The sequence below is a fragment of the Arcobacter denitrificans (SeqCode) genome (assembly GCF_048571185.1).
Lineage (GTDB): Bacteria > Campylobacterota > Campylobacteria > Campylobacterales > Arcobacteraceae > Arcobacter > Arcobacter denitrificans.
In genome coordinates, this window is sequence record NZ_CP182350.1 from 478905 (window position 1) to 500264 (window position 21360).

Annotated in this window: 23 protein-coding genes, 2 tRNA genes and 1 rRNA gene; 1 reads left to right on the forward strand and 25 read right to left on the reverse strand. The window is 31.1% G+C overall.

Translation table 11 applies throughout. The annotated features are described in order from the left end of the window. Positions 1-34: 34 nt before the first annotated feature. The 22 genes from ACNI28_RS02485 to ACNI28_RS02590 form a co-directional block, all read right to left on the reverse strand. Positions 35-110, reverse strand: a tRNA-Ala gene (locus ACNI28_RS02485). A 29-nt stretch (positions 111-139) separates the two neighbouring features. After that, a tRNA-Ile gene (locus ACNI28_RS02490) sits at positions 140-216 on the reverse strand. 109 nt (positions 217-325) lie between these two features. Next, positions 326-1842, reverse strand: a 16S ribosomal RNA gene (locus ACNI28_RS02495). 378 nt (positions 1843-2220) lie between these two features. Then, the gene (locus tag ACNI28_RS02500) at positions 2221-2916 is read right to left on the reverse strand and encodes a 5'-methylthioadenosine/adenosylhomocysteine nucleosidase (RefSeq protein ID WP_419765307.1); all 696 of its coding nucleotides are present in this window, start codon (positions 2914-2916) and stop codon (positions 2221-2223) included. Beyond that, entirely contained in the window at positions 2909-3838 is a 930-nt protein-coding gene (gene fabD, locus ACNI28_RS02505) for an ACP S-malonyltransferase (RefSeq protein ID WP_419765309.1), read from the reverse strand. The genes ACNI28_RS02500 and fabD overlap by 8 nt, the downstream gene beginning before the upstream one ends. A gap of 131 nt (positions 3839-3969) precedes the next feature. After that, positions 3970-4554: an FKBP-type peptidyl-prolyl cis-trans isomerase gene (locus tag ACNI28_RS02510; RefSeq protein WP_419765311.1), complete on the reverse strand. Its 585-nt coding sequence runs from the start codon at positions 4552-4554 to the stop codon at positions 3970-3972. Between the two features lie 12 nt (positions 4555-4566). Beyond that, a complete protein-coding gene (locus tag ACNI28_RS02515) occupies positions 4567-5559 on the reverse strand; it encodes a tetratricopeptide repeat protein (RefSeq protein WP_419765312.1) in 993 nt (330 codons plus the stop codon). A 3-nt stretch (positions 5560-5562) separates the two neighbouring features. Beyond that, entirely contained in the window at positions 5563-6093 is a 531-nt protein-coding gene (locus tag ACNI28_RS02520) for an OmpA family protein (RefSeq protein ID WP_419765314.1), read from the reverse strand. A 70-nt stretch (positions 6094-6163) separates the two neighbouring features. Next, a complete protein-coding gene (tolB, locus tag ACNI28_RS02525) occupies positions 6164-7432 on the reverse strand; it encodes a Tol-Pal system protein TolB (RefSeq protein ID WP_419765315.1) in 1269 nt (422 codons plus the stop codon). 2 nt (positions 7433-7434) lie between these two features. Further along, positions 7435-8175 (reverse strand): energy transducer TonB, encoded by a 741-nt coding sequence (locus tag ACNI28_RS02530; RefSeq protein ID WP_419765316.1) that lies wholly within the window; start codon positions 8173-8175, stop codon positions 7435-7437. 2 nt (positions 8176-8177) lie between these two features. Then, the gene (locus tag ACNI28_RS02535; RefSeq protein ID WP_419765318.1) at positions 8178-8567 is read right to left on the reverse strand and encodes a biopolymer transporter ExbD; all 390 of its coding nucleotides are present in this window, start codon (positions 8565-8567) and stop codon (positions 8178-8180) included. Between the two features lie 5 nt (positions 8568-8572). Continuing rightward, a complete protein-coding gene (locus tag ACNI28_RS02540; protein ID WP_419765319.1) occupies positions 8573-9133 on the reverse strand; it encodes a MotA/TolQ/ExbB proton channel family protein in 561 nt (186 codons plus the stop codon). A gap of 7 nt (positions 9134-9140) precedes the next feature. Then, a complete protein-coding gene (atpC, locus tag ACNI28_RS02545; protein ID WP_298753537.1) occupies positions 9141-9518 on the reverse strand; it encodes an ATP synthase F1 subunit epsilon in 378 nt (125 codons plus the stop codon). 18 nt (positions 9519-9536) lie between these two features. After that, positions 9537-10931: a F0F1 ATP synthase subunit beta gene (gene atpD / locus ACNI28_RS02550; RefSeq protein ID WP_419765320.1), complete on the reverse strand. Its 1395-nt coding sequence runs from the start codon at positions 10929-10931 to the stop codon at positions 9537-9539. 18 nt (positions 10932-10949) lie between these two features. Then, complete coding sequence (gene atpG / locus ACNI28_RS02555) at positions 10950-11834, reverse strand: ATP synthase F1 subunit gamma (protein WP_419765322.1); 885 nt, start codon at positions 11832-11834, stop codon at positions 10950-10952. A 10-nt stretch (positions 11835-11844) separates the two neighbouring features. After that, positions 11845-13362: a F0F1 ATP synthase subunit alpha gene (gene atpA, locus ACNI28_RS02560; RefSeq protein WP_298753533.1), complete on the reverse strand. Its 1518-nt coding sequence runs from the start codon at positions 13360-13362 to the stop codon at positions 11845-11847. A 21-nt stretch (positions 13363-13383) separates the two neighbouring features. Then, positions 13384-13914, reverse strand: a complete 531-nt coding sequence (locus ACNI28_RS02565) for a F0F1 ATP synthase subunit delta (protein WP_419765324.1) — start codon at positions 13912-13914, stop codon at positions 13384-13386. Further along, positions 13914-14429, reverse strand: coding sequence for a F0F1 ATP synthase subunit B (locus tag ACNI28_RS02570; protein WP_419765325.1), 516 nt, complete (start codon positions 14427-14429; stop codon positions 13914-13916). The genes ACNI28_RS02565 and ACNI28_RS02570 overlap by 1 nt, the downstream gene beginning before the upstream one ends. 10 nt (positions 14430-14439) lie before the next feature. After that, positions 14440-14862 carry a F0F1 ATP synthase subunit B family protein gene (locus ACNI28_RS02575; protein WP_419765326.1) on the reverse strand — a complete coding sequence of 141 codons (423 nt, stop codon included), beginning with the start codon at positions 14860-14862 and terminating at the stop codon, positions 14440-14442. A gap of 103 nt (positions 14863-14965) precedes the next feature. After that, the gene (locus ACNI28_RS02580) at positions 14966-15844 is read right to left on the reverse strand and encodes a ParB/RepB/Spo0J family partition protein (RefSeq protein ID WP_419765328.1); all 879 of its coding nucleotides are present in this window, start codon (positions 15842-15844) and stop codon (positions 14966-14968) included. Positions 15845-15847: 3 nt separating this feature from the next. Further along, the gene (locus tag ACNI28_RS02585) at positions 15848-16624 is read right to left on the reverse strand and encodes a ParA family protein (RefSeq protein WP_298753552.1); all 777 of its coding nucleotides are present in this window, start codon (positions 16622-16624) and stop codon (positions 15848-15850) included. After that, a complete protein-coding gene (locus ACNI28_RS02590; protein WP_419765329.1) occupies positions 16624-17259 on the reverse strand; it encodes a biotin--[acetyl-CoA-carboxylase] ligase in 636 nt (211 codons plus the stop codon). Before ACNI28_RS02590 ends, ACNI28_RS02585 begins: the two co-directional genes overlap by 1 nt. A gap of 82 nt (positions 17260-17341) precedes the next feature. Here ACNI28_RS02590 and ACNI28_RS02595 point away from each other — a divergent pair, with 82 nt between their 5' ends. Continuing rightward, positions 17342-18235 carry an AEC family transporter gene (locus tag ACNI28_RS02595; RefSeq protein ID WP_419765330.1) on the forward strand — a complete coding sequence of 298 codons (894 nt, stop codon included), beginning with the start codon at positions 17342-17344 and terminating at the stop codon, positions 18233-18235. Here ACNI28_RS02595 and ACNI28_RS02600 read toward each other — a convergent pair. Genes ACNI28_RS02600 through proB form a run of 3 tightly spaced genes read right to left on the reverse strand, consistent with a single transcriptional unit; the run spans position 18223 to position 21359 of the window. After that, complete coding sequence (locus ACNI28_RS02600) at positions 18223-19599, reverse strand: GAF domain-containing sensor histidine kinase (protein WP_419765331.1); 1377 nt, start codon at positions 19597-19599, stop codon at positions 18223-18225. The genes ACNI28_RS02595 and ACNI28_RS02600 overlap by 13 nt on opposite strands. A 42-nt stretch (positions 19600-19641) precedes the next feature. After that, positions 19642-20562, reverse strand: a complete 921-nt coding sequence (gene fmt, locus ACNI28_RS02605; RefSeq protein WP_419765332.1) for a methionyl-tRNA formyltransferase — start codon at positions 20560-20562, stop codon at positions 19642-19644. After that, positions 20562-21359, reverse strand: a complete 798-nt coding sequence (gene proB / locus ACNI28_RS02610; RefSeq protein ID WP_419765333.1) for a glutamate 5-kinase — start codon at positions 21357-21359, stop codon at positions 20562-20564. The genes fmt and proB overlap by 1 nt, the downstream gene beginning before the upstream one ends. Between the last annotated feature and the right edge of the window lies 1 nt (position 21360).

A 21360-nucleotide genomic window follows, 5' to 3' on the forward strand; every position in this document is an offset into this window, starting at 1 on the left:
TTTTCTTACTTTTTTTCATTCTACGTTTAGATGATGGTGGAGAATAGCGGGATCGAACCGCTGACCTCCTGCGTGCAAGGCAGGCGCTCTCCCAGCTGAGCTAATTCCCCAACAAATCTTAACACAAAGATTATCTTCATGGTGGGCCTACCAGGACTTGAACCTGGGACCTCACGATTATCAGTCGAGCGCTCTAGCCAGCTGAGCTATAGGCCCATTCTTCACCTATTATTACAAATAACCTTTATAAACCGAATATGATAATGGACATTACCCATTGTTTTTATTTCTTGAGATTAGAAACGAATCTAATCTCATTACTCTGAAAGGAGGTGATCCAACCGCAGGTTCTCCTACGGTTACCTTGTTACGACTTCACCCCAGTCGCTAAATCCACTGTGGAAGGTAGCTATTTTAGCATCCCCGCTTCGAATGAATTCAACTCCCATGGTGTGACGGGCGGTGAGTACAAGACCCGGGAACGTATTCACCGTAGCATAGCTGATCTACGATTACTAGCGATTCCAACTTCAAGTAGTCGAGTTGCAGACTACTATCCGAACTGGGAGGCATTTTTGAGATTCGCTCCACATCACTGTATTGCTGCTCTTTGTATACCCCATTGTAGCACGTGTGTAGCCCTGGTCGTAAGGGCCATGATGACTTGACGTCGTCCTCACCTTCCTCCTACTTGCGTAGGCAGTCTCGTTAGAGTTCTCAGCCGAACTGTTAGCAACTAACGACGAGGGTTGCGCTCGTTGCGGGACTTAACCCAACATCTCACGACACGAGCTGACGACAGCCGTGCAGCACCTGTATGAAAGCTCCTGCAAGCAGGCACCAATCCATCTCTGGAAAGTTCTTTCTATGTCAAGACCAGGTAAGGTTCTTCGCGTATCGTCGAATTAAACCACATGCTCCACCGCTTGTGCGGGTCCCCGTCTATTCCTTTGAGTTTTAATCTTGCGACCGTACTCCCCAGGCGGTACACTTAATGTGTTAACTGCATTACTGCAAGGTCTAGCCTCACAACAACTAGTGTACATCGTTTAGGGCGTGGACTACCAGGGTATCTAATCCTGTTTGCTCCCCACGCTTTCGCGTCTCAGCGTCAATAGTGTTCCAGTAGATCGCCTTCGCAATCGGTATTCCTTCTAATATCTACGGATTTTACCCCTACACCAGAAATTCCATCTACCTCTCCCACATTCTAGATAGACAGTTTTGGAAGCAGTTCTATGGTTGAGCCATAGGATTTCACTTCCAACTTATCTATCCGCCTACACGCTCTTTACGCCCAGTAATTCCGAGTAACGCTTGCACCCTCCGTATTACCGCGGCTGCTGGCACGGAGTTAGCCGGTGCTTATTCATATAGTACCGTCATTATCTTCCTATATAAAAGGAGTTTACGCACCGAAATGTGTCATCCTCCACGCGGCGTTGCTGCATCAGGGTTTCCCCCATTGTGCAATATTCCCCACTGCTGCCTCCCGTAGGAGTCTGGACCGTGTCTCAGTTCCAGTGTGACTGATCATCCTCTCAAACCAGTTAGGTGTCATTGTCTTGGTGAGCCATTACCTCACCAACTAACTGATACCGTACAGGCCGATCCTAGAGCCATAAATGTTTCCCTTGCAGTCTTAAGACTTAAAGGCATATGGGGTGTTAGCAGTCGTTTCCAACTGTTATCCCCCTCTCTAGGGCACGTTACCTATATATTACTCACCCGTGCGCCACTTAGCTGACAATTAAAGCAAGCTTTAATCCGTTCTCGTTCGACTTGCATGTGTTAAGCACGCCGCCAGCGTTCACTCTGAGCCAGGATCAAACTCTCCATAAAATGTTTAGTTTAATCATGACTAGTGTCTAACTCTTTTATCTAACTTCCGAAAAAGTTAATTGCAATTGTTTACTGACATTACTCATTGTTTTTTTAATAGACGAGAATTGTATAAATTCTCTTGTTTTATATCATATTCGGTTTATAAAAGTTACTTATCTTTTAAACCGTAGTTTGTTAAAGAACTCAACTCTTTGTGACTTCCATCACTCAAATTGGACGGGAATTATAATAGGTTTTTATACCTTTGTCAAGAGCTTTTCTTTAATGTTGGCTTAAATTTTTAAAAAAAATAAAGTTGTTGAATTTTAGTAATATTATATAGAGATTTTTGGTAGAGAATATAGAGTTAATTATTAAAAATAAGAGTCTAAACTCTTATTTTAATAATTCATCAACTATTTTTATTAAATAGTCTGCTGAGTTTTTAGCACTTGATTTCAAAAATTCATCAAAATCAAAGCCTGCATCCATATCTGCTGTATCAGATATAGCTCTTAAAATAAAGAATGGTACATTTAGTGCATCACAAACTACTGCAACACTTGCACCTTCCATTTCTAGTGCATCTGCTTTAAAAGTACTTTCAATGAAGTTTTTTCGCTCAGAGGAATGAACAAATTGATCACCAGTTGCAATAGTTCCTTCAATAACTTTTAATCCATTATTAGAAGCTACTTTTTTTGCTATATCATTTAACTTTTTTGATGATTCAACAAATACAGCACCTCCAGGAACATATCCATTAGGATGTCCAAAGGCTGTAATATCTAAATCATGTTGACAAAGCTTATTAGCAATTATCAAATCACCAATATTAAGTTCAGGATTAATTCCACCTGCAACTCCTGAAAAAAGTAGAGTATCACATCCAAATTTTTCAATCATTGTAGTTGCTGTTAAACTTGCAAATACTTTTCCTATCTTTGAATAGGCAATAACAATATCTAATCCATTGTATGAAACTTCATAATACTTATTATTTGCAAATTCAACTACATTTACACTATCAAAATGAGCTAATAGAGGTTCAATTTCCTCTTCCATAGCTCCCATTATTGCTAATTTATTCATTTATATCTCCAATTACTTTTTCTAATGAACTAATATCTGATACATTAGATGTAGGCACTTTTACAATTTTTCTATTTAAGCCTTTTAATACAACACCATTACCAAACTCTATAAATAAATCTACTTTTGAAGCATGTTTTTCAATTGATTGTTTATACTTAACAGGGCTTGTTAGTTGAGAAGCTAATAATTCTATTGCTTCTTCTTTTGTAGTATATATATCAGTAGATACATTTGAAACTACTGGTGAGAATTCATCTTTTATATACTCTTCTAAGTATGGTCTTAAGTTTTCAACTGCACTTGTTAATAGCTCACAGTGACTAGCTACACTCATATCAAGTACTATAGCTCTTTTTGCTCCAGCTTGTGTAAAAGTATCCACTAGTGACTCTAAATCTGCCTTTATACCTGCAAGAACTAATTGTCCATCCATGTTATAATTTGCTGGCCAAACTTTTTTACCATTTTCTCTTTGTTCTTTACAAATAAGTTCAACTTTTGAATCTTCTAAACCAACTAGTGCCATCATTCCTGCATTTCCACCAGAACAAGCTTCATTCATAAAAAGTCCTCTTTTATGAACCAGTTCAATTGCATCTAAATAATCAATTGCTCCAGCTGCTACTAAAGCAGAAAATTCACCAAGAGAGTGTCCCAATAAAAACTCTGGTTTGATATCACTCTTATCTTCAAAAAGTTTAAAAGCAATTGCAGATACTAAAAGAATAGCTGGTTGTGTATATTCTGTTTTACCTAAATTCTCATTTTCCTTAAATAAAAGCTCTTCAAAATTTACACCTAATCTGTCACTAGCTTTTTTAATCATATCTTTTGCGATATCACTATTTTCAAAAAAATCTTTTCCCATGCCAATTTTTTGACTACCTTGTCCGGGGAATATAAAAGCAACTTTTTTCATATATCTTTTTCCTTATGTCTTTTACTTTGTTTTAAAAACGAGCATTATACTATTTAATATTTGTCATAAAAATAAAATGCCCAAAAGCACTCGTGCTTTTGGGCATTTTAAAACTTTTTATTTTGAGAGGATTAGTGACTACAACCACATCCACCATGAGAAGGTTTTTCTTCTTTAGGCTCTTCACTAGAACAACATCCACCTTCAGACTCACCATGGTCATGACTTCCGCCACCACAACATCCGCCACCCATAGCAGCCATTCCACCAACAACACCAGTTTGAATCTCTTCTTCAGTAGCAGCTCTTGAACTTAAAACAGCCACAGAGAACATTAATGTTTTACCAGCCATTGGATGGTTATAATCAATTGTTACTTCATTATCATTAAAACCTGTAACTGTAACTTGTACAGTTTCACCTTGTTCACCAGTTCCATAAAGACTCATACCTTCTGTTAATTCAATACCTGCAAATTGCTCTTTTGGTAATGTTTGAACAGCTTCTGGATTTAATTCACCATAAGCATCTTTAGGTTCTACTAAAACATCAGCTTCTTCACTTACAGACATATCAACTAACTTTGACTCTAATCCTGGGATTATTTGACCTTTTCCTGAAACGAACTCTAGTGGATCTTGACCTACATTTGAATCTAAATGATCTCCTGTATTAGCATCTTTTAATGTGTACTCTATTCCTATAACTTTTGACATGTCTTTCCTTTTTTAATTTAATTTTGATAGATTTCTATCTGCACTTTTTGCTTCCTTTGAGTCTGGATAAACAGTCATCAAAGTTTCATAAAAAGAAGCAGCATTTTTAAAATCATTTGTTTTTTCAAATGAGATTGCGCTATGAAGTAATAGCTTTGGCATCCAAGAAGCCTTATCATACAACATCGCAGATTTTTTAAAATACGAAATTGCTTTACTATAATCTTTTCTATAGTACCACATCTCACCAAGATAAAAATTTGATTCAGCTGGTTTATAGTTAGCTGATATCAATTTTTCGAACATCGGTATTGCTCTTGTAAAATAATCAATTTTGAAAAGTCTTTTTGCTTCTATTAGCATTTCAGCTTTATCATCTATTGATACTTTATTTTCCGAATTATTACTTTTTACACTTATATTTGGTTGAGCTTTTTTGTTAGTTTTGATATTTAAGCTTTTTTTCAATGCCTCAAATTCTTTTACTGTAACAAATTGGTTCATATTTTTTTTAAAGTCTTTTTCTGAGATATAATTTGAATCTATAACATTTATTTTTTTTGTTAATTTTTCAACAGCTCTCTTTAGATTTTCTAAATTCTTCTGGTTTTCATCTGCAATCTTTTTTTGTAAGGCATTTAATTGATCAATAGATTTTTTTAATTCTTTTACATCTTCACCATTTTTATCAGTTAGATTTTGATTTGATTCAAAATCATTTAAAAGCTTTGTTAATGTTAAAACAACACTATTTAATTTTTGAGAATCACCCTCATAAATTGATTCTAAACCATCAATACGCTCACTTATTGAATCCATAGTTGATTTTACAGTTTTTACTTTTGTATCAATAGAACCTAGTTCTTTTTTATTTTTTAAAATACGTTGTTCTGATTTTGTAAGACCATAAGGGTTAGAAGAATCTAAATTACCAGCACCAAAAACAGATACCTCTTTGGCATATGTTAAGGTGCTTAATAAAATAACTATTAAAAATTTGTTCATATATTATGGAAGAGGCTTATATTCTGCTCTTCTGTTTTTTGACCAACACTCTTTAGTCTTATCTGAACAAACAGGATTACTTTCTCCAAAACTTACAACAGTGATAGAATTTGATGAAATACCGTCAGAAATTAAAGCGTCTTTTACAACTTTTGCTCTTTTTAAACCTAATGCGTAGTTATACTCATCTGTTCCCCACTCATCACAGTTACCTTCAACTTTAACACTACCTGCTAAACCTTTTAACTTAGAAGCATTTTCAGAAGCAACTTTTCTTTGTGTTTCTGTTAAATTAAACTTATCAAAAGCAAAATATATTGATTCAATAAACTCTTTTTTACCATCAACTATGAAATAGTTACCTTTTCCATCAGATGCCATATTATCTTGTACAATGCTGTTGTTTGTTGTTTCCATTGTATTTAATGCAGATTCAGAATCTGCAGGAGTTGAATCCATTTCAACAGTTTTTTGACTACATCCTGTAAATAGTAATGTAGCTGTTATAAAAGCTAGTAAACCGAACTTTTTCATTAATTATCCTTATTGTGATTTGCTAAATTTTACTCAAACAAAACTTAACTCATTATTATAAAATTGTAATTTACCAATCTATTGATTGTAATTTACCACTAACTAAAGGAAATAAGAATGATTTATTATAGTTTAGCCTTATAACCCCTACACTACTTTTCCCATTGTAGTTTTTTATAAATAGTACTGATTCCCCATCACTTGAAAATTTTGGGAATTGATTTACACCATTTGTTGTTAATCTTCTTATAAAATCACTTTTTGTAGAGATTAAATATAAATTGAAAGTATTATATGAAAATTCATTATTACTCTCCCTACTACTATAAACAACATAGTTATCAAATGTTGTGGCAGAAGAGTTATTTCGACCATGATAAACTAACCTCTCAACACCCCTTCCATTTATTTTTTTAGCAAAAATGTTTGGATTTTTTAATCTATCTGATACAAAAACAATTTTACTGTCATTTTCAACAAAGTGTGCTCCAACATCAATACCTTTATAACTTGTTAGTTTTACTTTTCTTTTATTTTTTGTTTCATATAGATATATATCTGGCTGACCTTCAGGAGAAGCAGTTATAAGAAGTTTAGAACCGTCTTTATTTACATCCGAACATACTACCATACCTTGAGATTTCATAATTTTTTCTACTTTTCTAGTATATAAATTATATTTAATTAGCTCTGGAAGAAAACCATTATATGTCGTATAATAAAAACTCTCTTGTTCACTATTTGACCATTTAGGAAAAATATTTAATCCCCCACTAATTATTGTTTTTTGATAAGTTAAAGTATAATCTGCAATAACAATATCTGCTTTTTTTGCATCTTTATACACAGAAAAAATAACAAATTTATCCATCCAATCAAGGGGAGGAGCATTTAAATATTTATTGATAGCAATAGAAGCTCTATGTGCTACAAATGGGTATCTATCTAGCTGAGAAGAACTTATGGTTTTTTCAAGAATTAATCCCATTATATTGTTGTCAAAGAGTTTCATATTTAAATTTAATCCACCAAAACTACTCTCTTTTATTGTTAGATTTAAGAATAAATCAACTCCTCTATTTTTTAATCCTAACATATTTGGATTATTTGAAAAAGCAAAACTCTCTTTACTATTTGATGATTGAAAGTGTCCACTTACTAACAAGTCTTTGACAATCATATTTCTGATTTTATTTGTATATTCAAAATTCTTAGTATCACTTGCTACTGCAATTTCAATTTTTGGCAAATTGTCTGATTTTTTAATAATTTCCATTGTTGCATCAACTGCAAATAAATTTGTACAAATTAATATAAATACTAAAAATATTTTTCTCATAATTATCCTTCTGATTTAAAAATTACTTCTATTTTTGTCACAGAACCCTTATTGTGTTCTGGATATGTAATATTAACTTGTTCATTTAAAAAAGAGGTTAAAGATTTGTCAAAAACCTCATTTCCAGAATATTTTAAAAATTTATAATCAAAACTTCCATTATTTGTGATTATTACTAACACTTTTGCAAATAATTCATCTCCTACCATCATAGGATTCCATCTTTGTGCTAATAGTTCATAAATTTTTGAATAATATGGGTCAATAGAATTTTTTGATTCTGTACTTGGAAGTACTGAAGTTTTTGATTTTACATTGTTTAATAAAGAAGATACTGACAACTTTTCACTTTTTCTCTCTTTTTCAAACTGTGCTTTAAATCTACTTGCAACCTCTGATTTAACCACATTATTAACAGTCTCTTCTATAACACTTTTATTTGTATCTTTTACATTTGCAAAAAGTGATTTTACACTGTTTTGCTGTTTTGCACTTTTTGATTTTGACTTATCAACGACATCATCGATTTTTTTATTCTTTATTTTTTGTGCTTTTTTGTTTACGACCTTGCTATTATCATCAACCAAGATGCTAAGTTCTATAGTAGTAGTTTTATTAAAAGCATCAAACTTTTTAACATCAGAAGTTTTTAAATATAAAAAAAATAAAAAAATTATAAATAAGTATATAGATAAGGCTATAATTAGACTATTTTGCTTTGAAATAGAATTAAAAAAAAACATACTTACCCATCAGTAATTAAAGAAACTTTAAAAAAACCAGCCTCTTTTACAGTTTTTAATACAAAAATAACATCATCATATATCAATCTTTTATCTGCTCTTATATGAATAGGTGTATCTTTATTTTTATCATTTGAATAAAGAATAAAGCTATCAGCAAAGTTTTCTAATTCATAACTATTTTTACCTATTGAGATTTTTTTATCTTTAGAGATTAAAATAGAGATTTTTTTTACATCTTGAATTTGTTGAGACCTACTACCATTTGGTAAATTAACAGGCTCTTCAAACTCTATTACTGGTGCAGTAACCATTAGTATTGCAAGTAATACTAACATTATATCTACTAAGGGAGTTATATTTAAATCTGGTTTTTGATTAAAATCATACATTTGTATTATGCCTTAGCGATCAAGATTTCGGATTGAGCCTTTAAGTAAGTGTTTAGTTCATAAACTTTTCTAGTTAAGATTTGATGAAATGTATAAGCGAATATTGCTACGAAAATTCCAGCAGCAGTTGCCACTAATGCTTCTGAAATAGCTGGTGCAATAACAGAAAAGCCAACTTTTGAATGAGTTGAAAACTTTGCAAATGATTCTAAAATTCCAATAACAGTACCAAATAATCCAATAAATGGAGAAGTAGATGATACAATAGATAACCATGATAATCCATCACTGGCATCTTTTATAATTGAGATTTCACAAGCATGTAATAAAGGTTTTGATTTAGATGATTTAGCACATCTACTTAAACCTGATAAAGGACTTAAAGATGATTCTCTAGAAGTAAGTGTTTCTAAAGATTTTCTTTCATTAGTTATTAATCCAGCTACTTGACTATTTTTATAAATAAAAAGCCAAAAAATCAAGACAAAATAAACAGATAGCAGGGCTAATACAACAATTGTAATAGCACTACTATTTGTAAAATAATTTAAAATTAAATCAATCATTTTCTTCTTAACTGAATGAATTAATTCTTGCTTCTACAGAAGCAATTGATACATTAGCATCAGAAACTGAATTAACAAGTTCTTTAGCTGCATCAATAGCTTTTGCAATGTCAGAATCTCCACCCTGAGTTAGAGAAACAGCACCGTCAGCCAAAACATCAACTGAAGTTTCGCTAACATTAACGTGACCCCAGTTTATAGCTACTGCTTCAGTAGTATTCTCTTTTTCTATTATAATTACACCAACTGTTAATGAAGATACCAAAGAAGCATGTCCTGGTAGTACTCCAAACTCTCCCTCTTTTCCAGGGAGAGTTACAGTTTTTACGTCACCATTAAATATTGATCCATTTGGTGTAACTATTGATAATCTTAATGTATCCATAAATTTACCTTAATGGTTTTATTTCATATTCTCAGCTTTAGCTAGAACTTCATCAATTCCACCAACCATATAGAATGCCATTTCTGGAACGCTATCGTATTTACCTTCTAAGATACCTTGGAAACCTGCAATTGTATCTTTAAGCTCAACATATTTACCAGGAGATCCAGTAAATACTTCAGCAACGAAGAATGGTTGAGATAGGAATCTTTCAATTTTTCTAGCTCTAGCAACTACAAGTTTATCTTCTTCTGATAACTCATCCATACCTAGAATTGCAATGATATCTTGTAAATCTTTGTATTTTTGTAATACAGATTGAACACCTCTTGCAACATCATAATGCTCATGTCCTAAAACATCAGCACTTAAAATTCTTGAACTTGAATCCAATGGATCAACTGCTGGATAAATACCTTTTTCAGCAATTTTTCTATTAAGAACCGTAGTTGCATCTAAGTGAGCAAATACAGAAGCTGGAGCTGGATCTGTTAAGTCATCCGCTGGTACGTATACCGCTTGAACAGAAGTAATAGAACCTTTAGATGTAGATGTAATTCTCTCTTGTAATTTACCCATTTCTGAAGCAAGTGTAGGTTGATATCCAACAGCTGATGGAATTCTTCCTAGAAGTGCTGACATCTCAGAACCTGATTGTGCAAATCTAAAGATATTATCTACGAACATAAGTACATCAAGACCTTTTTCATCTCTAAAGTACTCAGCCATTGTAAGACCTGTTAATGCAATTCTATTTCTTGCACCTGGAGGCTCACTCATTTGACCATAACATAATGCAACTTTGTCAAGTACGTTAGAATCTTTCATTTCGTAATAAAGGTCATTACCTTCTCTTGTTCTTTCACCAACACCTGCGAATACTGAGTATCCTGAATGTTTGAAAGCAACGTTATGGATTAATTCCATGATAATAACTGTTTTACCAACACCAGCACCACCGAATAGTCCAACTTTACCACCTTTTGAATATGGTGCTAAAAGGTCAACTACTTTGATACCTGTTTCAAACATTTCTGTTTTTGTTGATTGCTCTTCAAAAGAAGGCGCAGCTCTGTGAATTGACCATCTTGGAGTCTCCTCAGGAATTGCTTCACCTTCATCAACTGGATCACCAATTACATTGAAAATTCTTCCTAATACAGCTTCACCAACTGGAACTTGGATAGGTCCACCTTGTGCAACACACTCTTGTCCTCTTGTTAATCCTTCTGTCATATCCATAGCAATAGTTCTAACTCTACTATCACCAATATGTGCAGCAACTTCAAGTATTAATCTGTCAGATTTTGCATCTGCTAATGTAACTTGAATTGCTTCATTAATTTCTGGTAAGTATCCGTCGAACTCTACGTCAACAACTGGACCCATTACCTGAACAATTTTACCTTTCATACGGGCAGCTCCTTTAAATTATTTTAATGATTCAACACCACTGATAATCTCTATCAGCTCTGTTGTAATCGCAGCTTGTCTAGCTTTATTGTACTCTACTGTTAAACTATCAACTTTTTCTTTTGCGTTCTTTGTCGCAGCTTCCATAGCTTGCATTCTTGCACTATGTTCAGCAGCTAAAGAATCAAGTAAAGAGTAATACATATTAAATTGAATGTATTTCTCAGTTAATTCATCTAACACTTCTTCATCATCATCTGGCTCAATATCAAGCATAGATGATTCTTCTTTTAATTCAACACTTTCTAAACTAATAGGTAAGATTTCTCTAACTCTTAACTCTTGAGTTAACATATTAAGAAATCCGTTGTAAATTAAAACTACTTTATCAGTAACTCCATTTTGGAAATCATTTACAACTTCTTGAATAAAGTCAGAAGCTCTATTATAATCAGGTGCAGAAGTTAAGTCGCTAACTTTTTGTGTTAATGGCTCACCTTGGAAAGTAAAGTAATCAACACCTTTTCTACCAGCAACTCTTAATCTTACAGTTACACCTTTTGCTTTGTACTCATTCATCATGTTCGTTACAGCTTTTATAGTAGCCATATTGAATCCACCACAAAGACCTTTGTCAGCAGTAACAAAAACAATATCAACTGTTTTTGGATTTTCATTTTGAACAAATGCTCTATTGTGCATCTCATCAGCTTGAATACTGCCAACTCTGTGTGCAATTTCAGAAAGAACTTCGTTAATCTTTTCCGCATAACTTTTAGCTTGATCAGACAATTGTCTTGTTCGAGTAAGTTTTGCAGAAGAAACAAGCTTCATAGCTTTCGTAGTCTTCTGAGTATTCTTTACACTACCAATTTTTAATTTAATCTCTTTTAAGTTAGCCATGGACTAATCCTTATTTTGCACTAAAAACAGTTTTAAACTCTTCTAACGCAGATTTTAAATTATCTTCAGTATCTTCGTCTAATTTTTTCTTAGATTTAATATCGTCTAAGATATTTGAGTATTTTTGCTCAATAAAGGCATGTAATTCACTCTCAAATCTAACAACATCAGAAACTGCAATATCATTTAAATATCCCTTAGTTCCAGCATAAATAATAACAACTTGTTTTTCTATAACTAAAGGTTTATTAACACCTTGCTTTAATACTTCTACCATTCTTTGACCAAGTTCAAGTTCTCTTCTTGTACTCTCATCAAGATCAGATGCAAACTGTGCAAATGCTTCAAGTTCTCTGTATTGTGCAAGTGATAATTTTAAAGTACCAGCAACTTGCTTAGTAGCTTTAATTTGTGCCGCTCCACCAACTCTTGATACTGATAAACCAACATTAATAGCTGGTCTAATACCTGAGTTAAAAAGGTTAGTTTCTAGGAAGATTTGACCATCTGTAATAGAAATAACGTTTGTAGGAATATATGCAGCAACATCTCCTGCTTGTGTTTCAATGATAGGTAAAGCAGTCATAGACCCTGCACCTTTTTCATCTGACATTTTTGCAGCTCTCTCAAGTAATCTTGAGTGTAGGTAAAATACATCCCCTGGGTATGCTTCTCGACCTGGAGGTCTTCTTAAAATTAATGACATTTCTCTATATGCAACTGCATGTTTAGATAAATCATCATAAATAATTAAAGCATGTTTACCATTATCTCTAAAGTACTCACCAATTGTAACACCTGTATATGGTGCTAAGAATTGTAATGCAGCAGAATCAGCAGCTGCAGCGTTAACTACAATTGTATAATCCATAGCACCAGATTCTTCTAATGTTCTAACAACAGAAGCAACTGAAGATGATTTTTGACCAATTGCAACATAGATACAAATTACATCTTCACCTTTTTGGTTAAGAATTGTATCAATAGCAACAGTTGTTTTACCTGTTTGTCTATCACCAATAATAAGCTCTCTTTGCCCTCTTCCAATTGGAACAAGCGCATCAATAGCTTTAATACCTGTTTGTAATGGTTCATGAACTGATTTTCTAGCCATGATTCCAGGAGCTTTTTCTTCAACAAGCTTATGCTCTGCTGCTTCAATAGTCCCTTTTCCATCAACTGGCTCACCTAATGCATTAACAACTCTTCCAACCATAGCATCACCAACTGGTGTTTCTAATAGTTTTCCAACTCTCTTACAAGAAGAACCTTCTCTTAATCCATTACCAGAACCAAGAACAACAACACCAACTGAAGCCTCTTCAAGGTTAGCAGCTAATCCTCTTTCACCATTCTCAAATTCTACAATTTCACCAGCCATAATATTTTTAAGACCGTAAACTTGAGCAATACCATCTGCATATGAGATTATTTTACCAGTCTCATTTACATCAACATTTAATTCAAAGTTATCAATTCTTTCTTTGATGATCGAACTGATTTCATCAGCTTGAATTTTTGCACCCATTCAATTTCTCCTTTATAAGTTCTAAACTGCTTTTAAAATATGATTTATCATTTGTGACTTAAGTCTATCTTTTGAGAAAGAAATCTCAACCCCAAGTCCATCAATATCAACTTTAATACCATCATAATCACATACATCTTGAGTTAAAGATAATTTAACATCAAATTTCTTACTAAATTGCTCTGCAATAGAGTTTATATACTTGTCAGATAAAGCATTGTTAGTATAAACAACACCTTCATAACTATTTCCCATTGCAGCAATGTTAGCTTTTAATTCAGCAACAATAAATGGAATTAATTCTAATCTTTTTTTACTACCTAATAATTTTATTAAATTTTTTGTAGTATCCGAAGTATTATCAATCAACGATATAATTAAATCCGTTTTTTGACTCTCTTTAACTTCAATAGAAGATATTATTGAGATAAACTTATCATCAGCAAATGCTTTTGAAATTTCACTTAATTCATTATAAATTGAAGTTGCAGCAGCTACATCTTTACCCTCTAATAATGCTTTAACGTATCTTTTTGCAATTAAATCATTCATTACGCCACCTTCTTAAGTACAATATTTGCTAATTCATCTTGCGATAAAGAAATATTGTCAGATTTTAGTAGCTCTTCTAGAATCTCTTCTACAACTTCTCGTTGTTGTTTTCTAGTTTCAACTTCAACTTTATCATCAAAGTTTCTGTTTAACTGAGCAATTTCATGGTCAACTGCATCTGCAACTTTTTGTTTCAATGCACCTACCTCTGATTTTGCAAGTTCAACAGTCTCTGCTGCTAATTTTTTTGCATTTTCAAGTTTTTCAGCCGCATCATCGACTTTTGCTTGAGATGCTTTTAAAGTATCTTGTACTTTATCTAATTCAGATTGAATTTCTAAAGTTCTATTTGCAAAATAAGCTTTAATTTTATCGGCTAATAAATACCATAAAATTCCAGCAAAAATTACAAAGTTAACGGTTCTTTGAATAATATCAGTTTCCGCACCTTCACTATTAGCAAATAATGCTACAGGAGCTAAAGCTAACAAAGTTAATAATAGTAATTTTTTCACTTTCTCTCCCTTATATCGAGCTTAATTTAGCTTTTAAGCTCTCATTAAATTGAGGCATTGAAGCGATTAATGAATCTTTTAAAGCTTTTGAATCATTTTCTAATGAAACTTTGAAATCAGCATATTTAGCTTCCATATCTGATTTTGCAGTTTCTAATTTTGAATCAGCAACTTTTTTAGCTTCGCTAAAAGCTTCCTCTCTAATTGCAGCAGCTTCTTTTTTAGCTTTTGCAATAACATCATTTGCTTCAGCCAGCATTCCATCTACATCAGCTGTGTTTGACTTTGCATTCTCTAAATCACTTTTTATAGATATTGCTCTTTCATCCATATGCTTTAGTAGAGGTGTAAATAGACAACTGTTTAGTCTGGCAAGTACTAACAAGAAAATAATACCAGAGCTAAGCAACAATACAGGACTTATGTCTAACATTCATTCCTCCATATTTTTTACAGTTTAGTTTGACTAAAACTGATAAATTCTAGCGAATAATTCTATAAAAATATATTAAATGAGTTAATTTGTTAAATAAATTTTATAAAGTGTTACGAAAGTAATTAGATATCTTTTCAATATCCTCTTGAGATTTGATTTCTATCTTAAAACAGTTCTTTTCTAATTTAACTTTTAGATTGTTTTTAGATAATTCATCCACGATATTATTAAGTGGATCTAAATCATAGCTTTTAGGTGCTGCTTTACTTTTTGTAGTTGTTTTTGTTTTTGAAGATTTAAGATCTTTTATTAAAAGTTCAGTTTCTCTTACAGATAGTTTTTGACCTATAACACTATCTGTAACTCTTTTTTGAGTTTCATCATCAAGTCCAATCATAACCTTTGCATGACCGGCAGAGATTTTATCATTTGCTAACATTTGCTGAACATATGAAGATAGTTGTAAAAGTCTTAAAGTATTTGTTATAGAAGTTCTGCTTTTAAAAACTTTTTCAGATAGCTCTTCATGGGTTAAAGAGTGTTCATTTATAAGTTGTGCATAAGAGTATGCCAGTTCTATTATATTTAAGTCATCTCTTTGAATATTTTCAATTAGGGCAACTTCCCTAAGCTTAGAATCGTCAAGATCCATAATTGTAGCTTTTATTTTTTCAATGTTTGCCAACTTATGAGCTCTTAATCTTCGCTCTCCAGCAATTAGGATATATTCTCCATAAACATTTGATTCTACAACTGTAATTGCTTGTATTAAACCATGTTCTTTTATAGATTCACTTAACTCTTTTAATTTATCTTCATCAAATATTTTTCTAGGTTGTGCAGGATTTGGTTTTACACAATTTACATCTAAATAGATATCCATACCACCTGATTTGGAACTATTATTATTACTTTCATAAGCTGTTTCTACTTCACCTAGTAACTCACCTAAACCTCTACCTAATGCTGCCTTTGCCATTTTTTATCCTGCTATTGCTTTTGCTAAATTTGTATAAGCTTTTGTACCAGTTGCTGTTGCATCATAAAGCATGATTGGTTTTCCAAAACTTGGACTTTCTGCTAGTTTTATATTTCTTGGAATTACAACATATGAACTGCCATCTATTTTAAATAATTTACTCTCAAAATGCTGTGCCAAGTCTGCAAACACTTGTTTTGCTAAGTTATTTTGTGCACTGTACATTGTAGGAAGGAAACCTCTAATTTGTAATTGTCTATTAATAGTTTGTTTAACTAATTTAATAGTATTTAATAATTGGGCTAAACCTTCTAGGGCAAAAAACTCACACTGTATTGGAATTAATACTGAGTTTGATGCACTAAGTGTATTTATTGTAATTGGTCCCAATGCCGGAGGTGAATCAATAATAATATAATCAAAATCTTTTTTAATAGGGTCAATTTTTCTTTTTAAAATCAATTCTCTATCTTTTGTGTTTTTATAAAACTCTTTTTCAATACCAACTAATCCAATATTTGATGGTGCTACTTTTAGGTTGTCTATTTCTGAGTCTAAGATGATTTCGTTAAGTTCTTTTGTTCCAAGCATTACATGATAAATATTATATTCATAAGTATCTCTATGAAATCCTAAACTTGTAGTTGCATTTGATTGTGGGTCTGCATCTATGAGTAATACTTTCTTTCCTTGTAAGGCTAATGCTGCACTTAAGTTAACAGCTGTTGTTGTTTTACCAACACCACCTTTTTGATTTGCTATTGTTATTACTTCTGCCATCATCTTAGACTAAAAACCTTTTTATTATTAATATTTATTGAACCATCACTATTTAACTGTGCATTTATTAAGGGTATTTTTTCATTGTTAATTGTTGCGTATAAATTTTTGCTTCTGTCGAATTCTATCACATATTCTTTTAAAATATCCTCCCATAGGATTTTTTTTTCAATATTTTTGAAATATAATTTAAATAATTCTTTTACATCAATTTTTATATCTAGTTTTAAAAACTCATTATTAACATTATTTAAATTTAATCCTATTCCACAAAAAACTAAACCATTTGATACAGAGGTAATAGTCCCACCTATCTTATAATTATCTATATAAAAATCATTGGGCCATTTAAGCCACAAATTTGACCCAAGGTCTTTTAAAATATTTTTCAAAATATAAGAAAAATAAATAGATGCACTTTGAATTTGCAAATCATGAGGTAAGTCTTCTTGCTTTAGTACAAAGGAAAAAAATAAATTTCCTTTTACTCCTAGCCAAGAGTTACCACGACTACCAATACCAGAAGTTTGTTCTTGCGTTGCGATACACAAATTATTTGTATAACCATACTGTTTAATATAGTTTTTTAAGTAAGTATGTGTTGAATCAACACTTTGAAGATATCTAATTTCCATGAAAAGATTATACTAAATTTAATTTCAAGTTCATATTAATAAAGTTCTATATATAATAATTACTTTTAAATTTGGAGAGATAATGTTAGATCCTGTTTTGCCCATAGCTTTATACTTAATAATTGGATATTTTTTTAAAGTTTTTATAAAAGACCATTCTCAAGCCTTAGTTGATTTTGTTATATATTTTTCATTACCAGCAATGGTTTTTATAAAAATTTACCCACTTACTTTAGATTTGAAAATTTTAAATTTAATTATTATGTTTAATGCAATAATTTTACTAAATCTTATTTTGACATTTTATTTAGGGAAATTTTTAAAATTTGATAAAAAAACACTAGCAACTTTTGTTGTAGTTGGAACTTTTGGAAATACATCATTTATAGGGTTTTCATATATTGATGCTTTTTATGGTCAAGATTATGTGGTATATGCACTTATTTATGATTTGTTTGGATCTTTTTTATTAGTTGTTTCACTTGGGACTATTATTATAAATTGGGGTAGTGGTCAAGTTGTGAAATTTAAAGCAATGAGTAAAAAAGTAATTTTTTTCCCACCAATTATTATGTTTTTTATAACTATATTTTTAAAACTCTTTACAGTTCCTGTTTTTGTAATAAATACAGTAGAAGCAGTTGGTGCAACACTAGTTCCCCTTGCCATGATTGCAATAGGTATGAAGTTAGAACTTAAAAATATTTTTTATAAATTTAAAACTACAACTTTACTTTTAACAGTAAAAATGTTTGTAATGCCAATACTTGTAATGATTGGCTTCTCAATATTTTATAATCTTGATGAAACTTGGAGCAAAGTTACAATCTTAGAAGTTGCCATGCCACCTATGACCACAGCTGTAATCTTGGCTATTCAAGGTGGTTTGGATGAAAGATTGGCAATTAATTCTTTGGTTTTAGGGGTTTTAATTTCCCTATTAAGTGTGACAGGTTTTTATTTCTATTTAGCATAAAGCTCAATAGTGAATAACGCCCCTTTGTATTGTCTGTTTTCATATTCAAATTCACTATTTTCAACCCTTATATTACCCTTAAAGTTTTTTTCAATAATTGCTTTTGTCATATATAGACCTATTCCTGTACCCTTATGTTCATCTTTTGTAGTAAAGTTTTTTCTAAATATTTTTTTTAAAACTTTTTCTTCTATTCCGCCTGCATTATCTTTTATTTTTATGTAAATTGTATTGTTACTCTTTTCTAAACTAATAAAAATAATTTTCTTTGTATCTTCATCATTTATATAAAATGCATCTTTTGAGTTTTGCAAAATATTTAATAAAGCTTGTTTTAATTCATTTGCAAAGCCATAATAACTTAAACTTTCATCCAAATCATATTTTACCTCAATATTATTATCATATAATGAAGCATTTGTTATTGATACACTTTGATGTATATTATTTGCAATATTAAACTCTTTGGCAGATTTATCTATTCTATAAAAATCTCTAAAATCATCAATTGTATCTGAAAGATATCTTGTATTGTCAACTATTTTATTTAAGCCATCAATTGTTTCATTTTTGACATAATTGCCAAGCTCTATATTACAACTAAGACCACTTGCAAGTGCAGAGATGCCACTTAAAGGTTGTCTCCACTGATGTGCAATATTACCTATCATTTCTCCCATAGATGCAAGTTTTGATTGATGATAAATTATTGCTGATTTTTTTTCATTTTCACCTATTTCATATTCTACTTTTTTAGTTAATTTTTCATTTGCAATTTTTAATTCATCATTTAACTCTTTTAATTTTAAAGAATCATTCTCTGCTTGGGAAATAGTTAAGGCAATAAGTGAACTAACTATTGAAAGAGTATCTTTATCTTTTTCTTTAAAATCAACTTTTTTTCTATTTTTTAATTTATTAATTAGTTGAATTACACCTAGCTTTTTATTCTCAATAGGATGTATTATCGGAGCTGTAATTAAAGAATATGTTTCATAATTATTGTTTTTGTCATACTCTTTAACTCCTAAAAACTCATATTTCTTAGTATTATAGATATCATTTACAACTATAATTTTTTCTTTTAAGAGACAATCAACAGCAATATATTTATTACTTTTGTCAAGTGGGAGTTTTAGACCTTTTAAGTCTAAATATTGAAGATAAATCTGTTCATAACTCATAGAGTCATTTTGAAATACTTTAAAGTCTAAAGAGTCTTCATTTATTGTATAAATAGACCCTGCTTCAGTATTAAGTATTTCTCTTGTTTGTTTCAATATTTTATGTAATAAAACATCAAATCCATTTATTTTAAAAAGTTTTAAATCATATATATCACAATGTTTAGTATTTTTTTTCATTTTATTACTTTTAAATTGAAGTTTTAAAAATAATATAATAAATTAAATTAAAACATCCCCTATAGAAACTCTTTGACCTTTAATATAATCAATTGAATTTATAGCTTTTTTAGAAGGAGCTTGTAGTATTTTGATTTTTATACTACCCTTTTTACAGGCAATAGATATGCCCATATCATCAATAGCTAATATCTCACCTGCTTTGTTAATAGACTCTTCTTCAAGCAATGTAATATCTTTTAATTTTAATCCTGATTTTAAATAAATACTAGGCCAATATGAGTATGCTTTGTATTTTTGATAAAGTGTTTTTGCATCATCAAAACTTACTTCTCCATACTCTTTTTTTATCTTTTTACAAAAACTAACTTCTGATTCATTTTGTCTTTTTGGATTTATATTTTCAAAGTTTTCTAAAGTTTCAATAGTAAGTTTTGCTGCTATTGTTGAGAGTTGTGAAAATAGTTCTGCTACTTCCATATTAGAGGGTATTTTAAAATATTTTAAAGCTAAAACATCTCCACTATCAAGTCCCTCTTCCATAAGCATAGAGGTAACACCTGTATAAGTATCTGCATTTAGTAATGATTCTTGAATAGGACTTGCACCTCTATATTTTGGCAATAAAGAAGCGTGTAAATTAATACAAGGAGCAATATCTAAAATCTCTTTAGGAAGAATTTGCCCATAGGCAGCTACTATTATAAAATCAGGATTTAGAGATTTTAACTCTTGTTCAACTTCTTTATTAGCTCTTAATTTTTCTGGCTGAAAAATAGGAGTTGAAATATTGTTATCTAAACAATACTGTTTTATGTGAGGAGGAGTCATTATTTGCTTTCTTCCCACAGGCTTATCAGGCTGAGTAAAAAGAGCAAGAACGTCATAACCTTCTTTTATTATTGCATCAAAAATTATTGTTGCATAGTCAGGTGTTCCCATAAAAACAATTTTTTTAGACATTATTCTTTAGCCTTAAAAATTGTTCCACTTTTATAACTATTATTTAATAAATATTCATATGCATTCTCTAAGTCAAATCCACTTGTTAAAAACATAGGTATATCGTTTTTTAAAAGAAAGTCTGCAGCTTTTAGTTTTGTAGCAATTCCACCTGTTGCAAACTCTGTATTTGGAGTATGTTTCATATCAAGCATCTCTGGTAATATTTCATTTACCTCTTTTTGAATAACTGCATCATCAAATTGATGTGGGTTTTTATTATAATAGCCATCAATATCAGTAAGAATTGCAAGCATATCTGCTTTAAAATGATATGTTACATGGGCAGCTAGTTGATCATTGTCTCCAAATAACAATTCATCTGTTGCAGTTACATCATTTTCATTTATGATTGGTAAGATATTTTTTTCTAATAAAATCTCTATTGCACCTTTTGCATAGGCTGTTCTCTTTCTAGAATCAAAATCATCAGCTATTAATAACATTTGAGCACAAATGATATTATGTTCTTTAAATCTTGTTTTGTAATGCTTCATTAAAAGCGGTTGCCCAATTGATGCTAAAGCTTGTCTGTTTGCAACATGTTTTTTATCTAACTGTAATGATGTAAATCCAGCTGCAACTGCCCCTGAACTTACAAGTATAATTTCATAATTTTTTTCATTTTTTAATTTTGCAATCAAATCTACAAGATTGCTTAATCTTTCAAATGCAAGTTTCCCATTTTCTGTTAAAACTGCACTTCCAACTTTTATAACTAATCTTTTTTTTACTAGCAAAATTCCGCTATTTTCCATC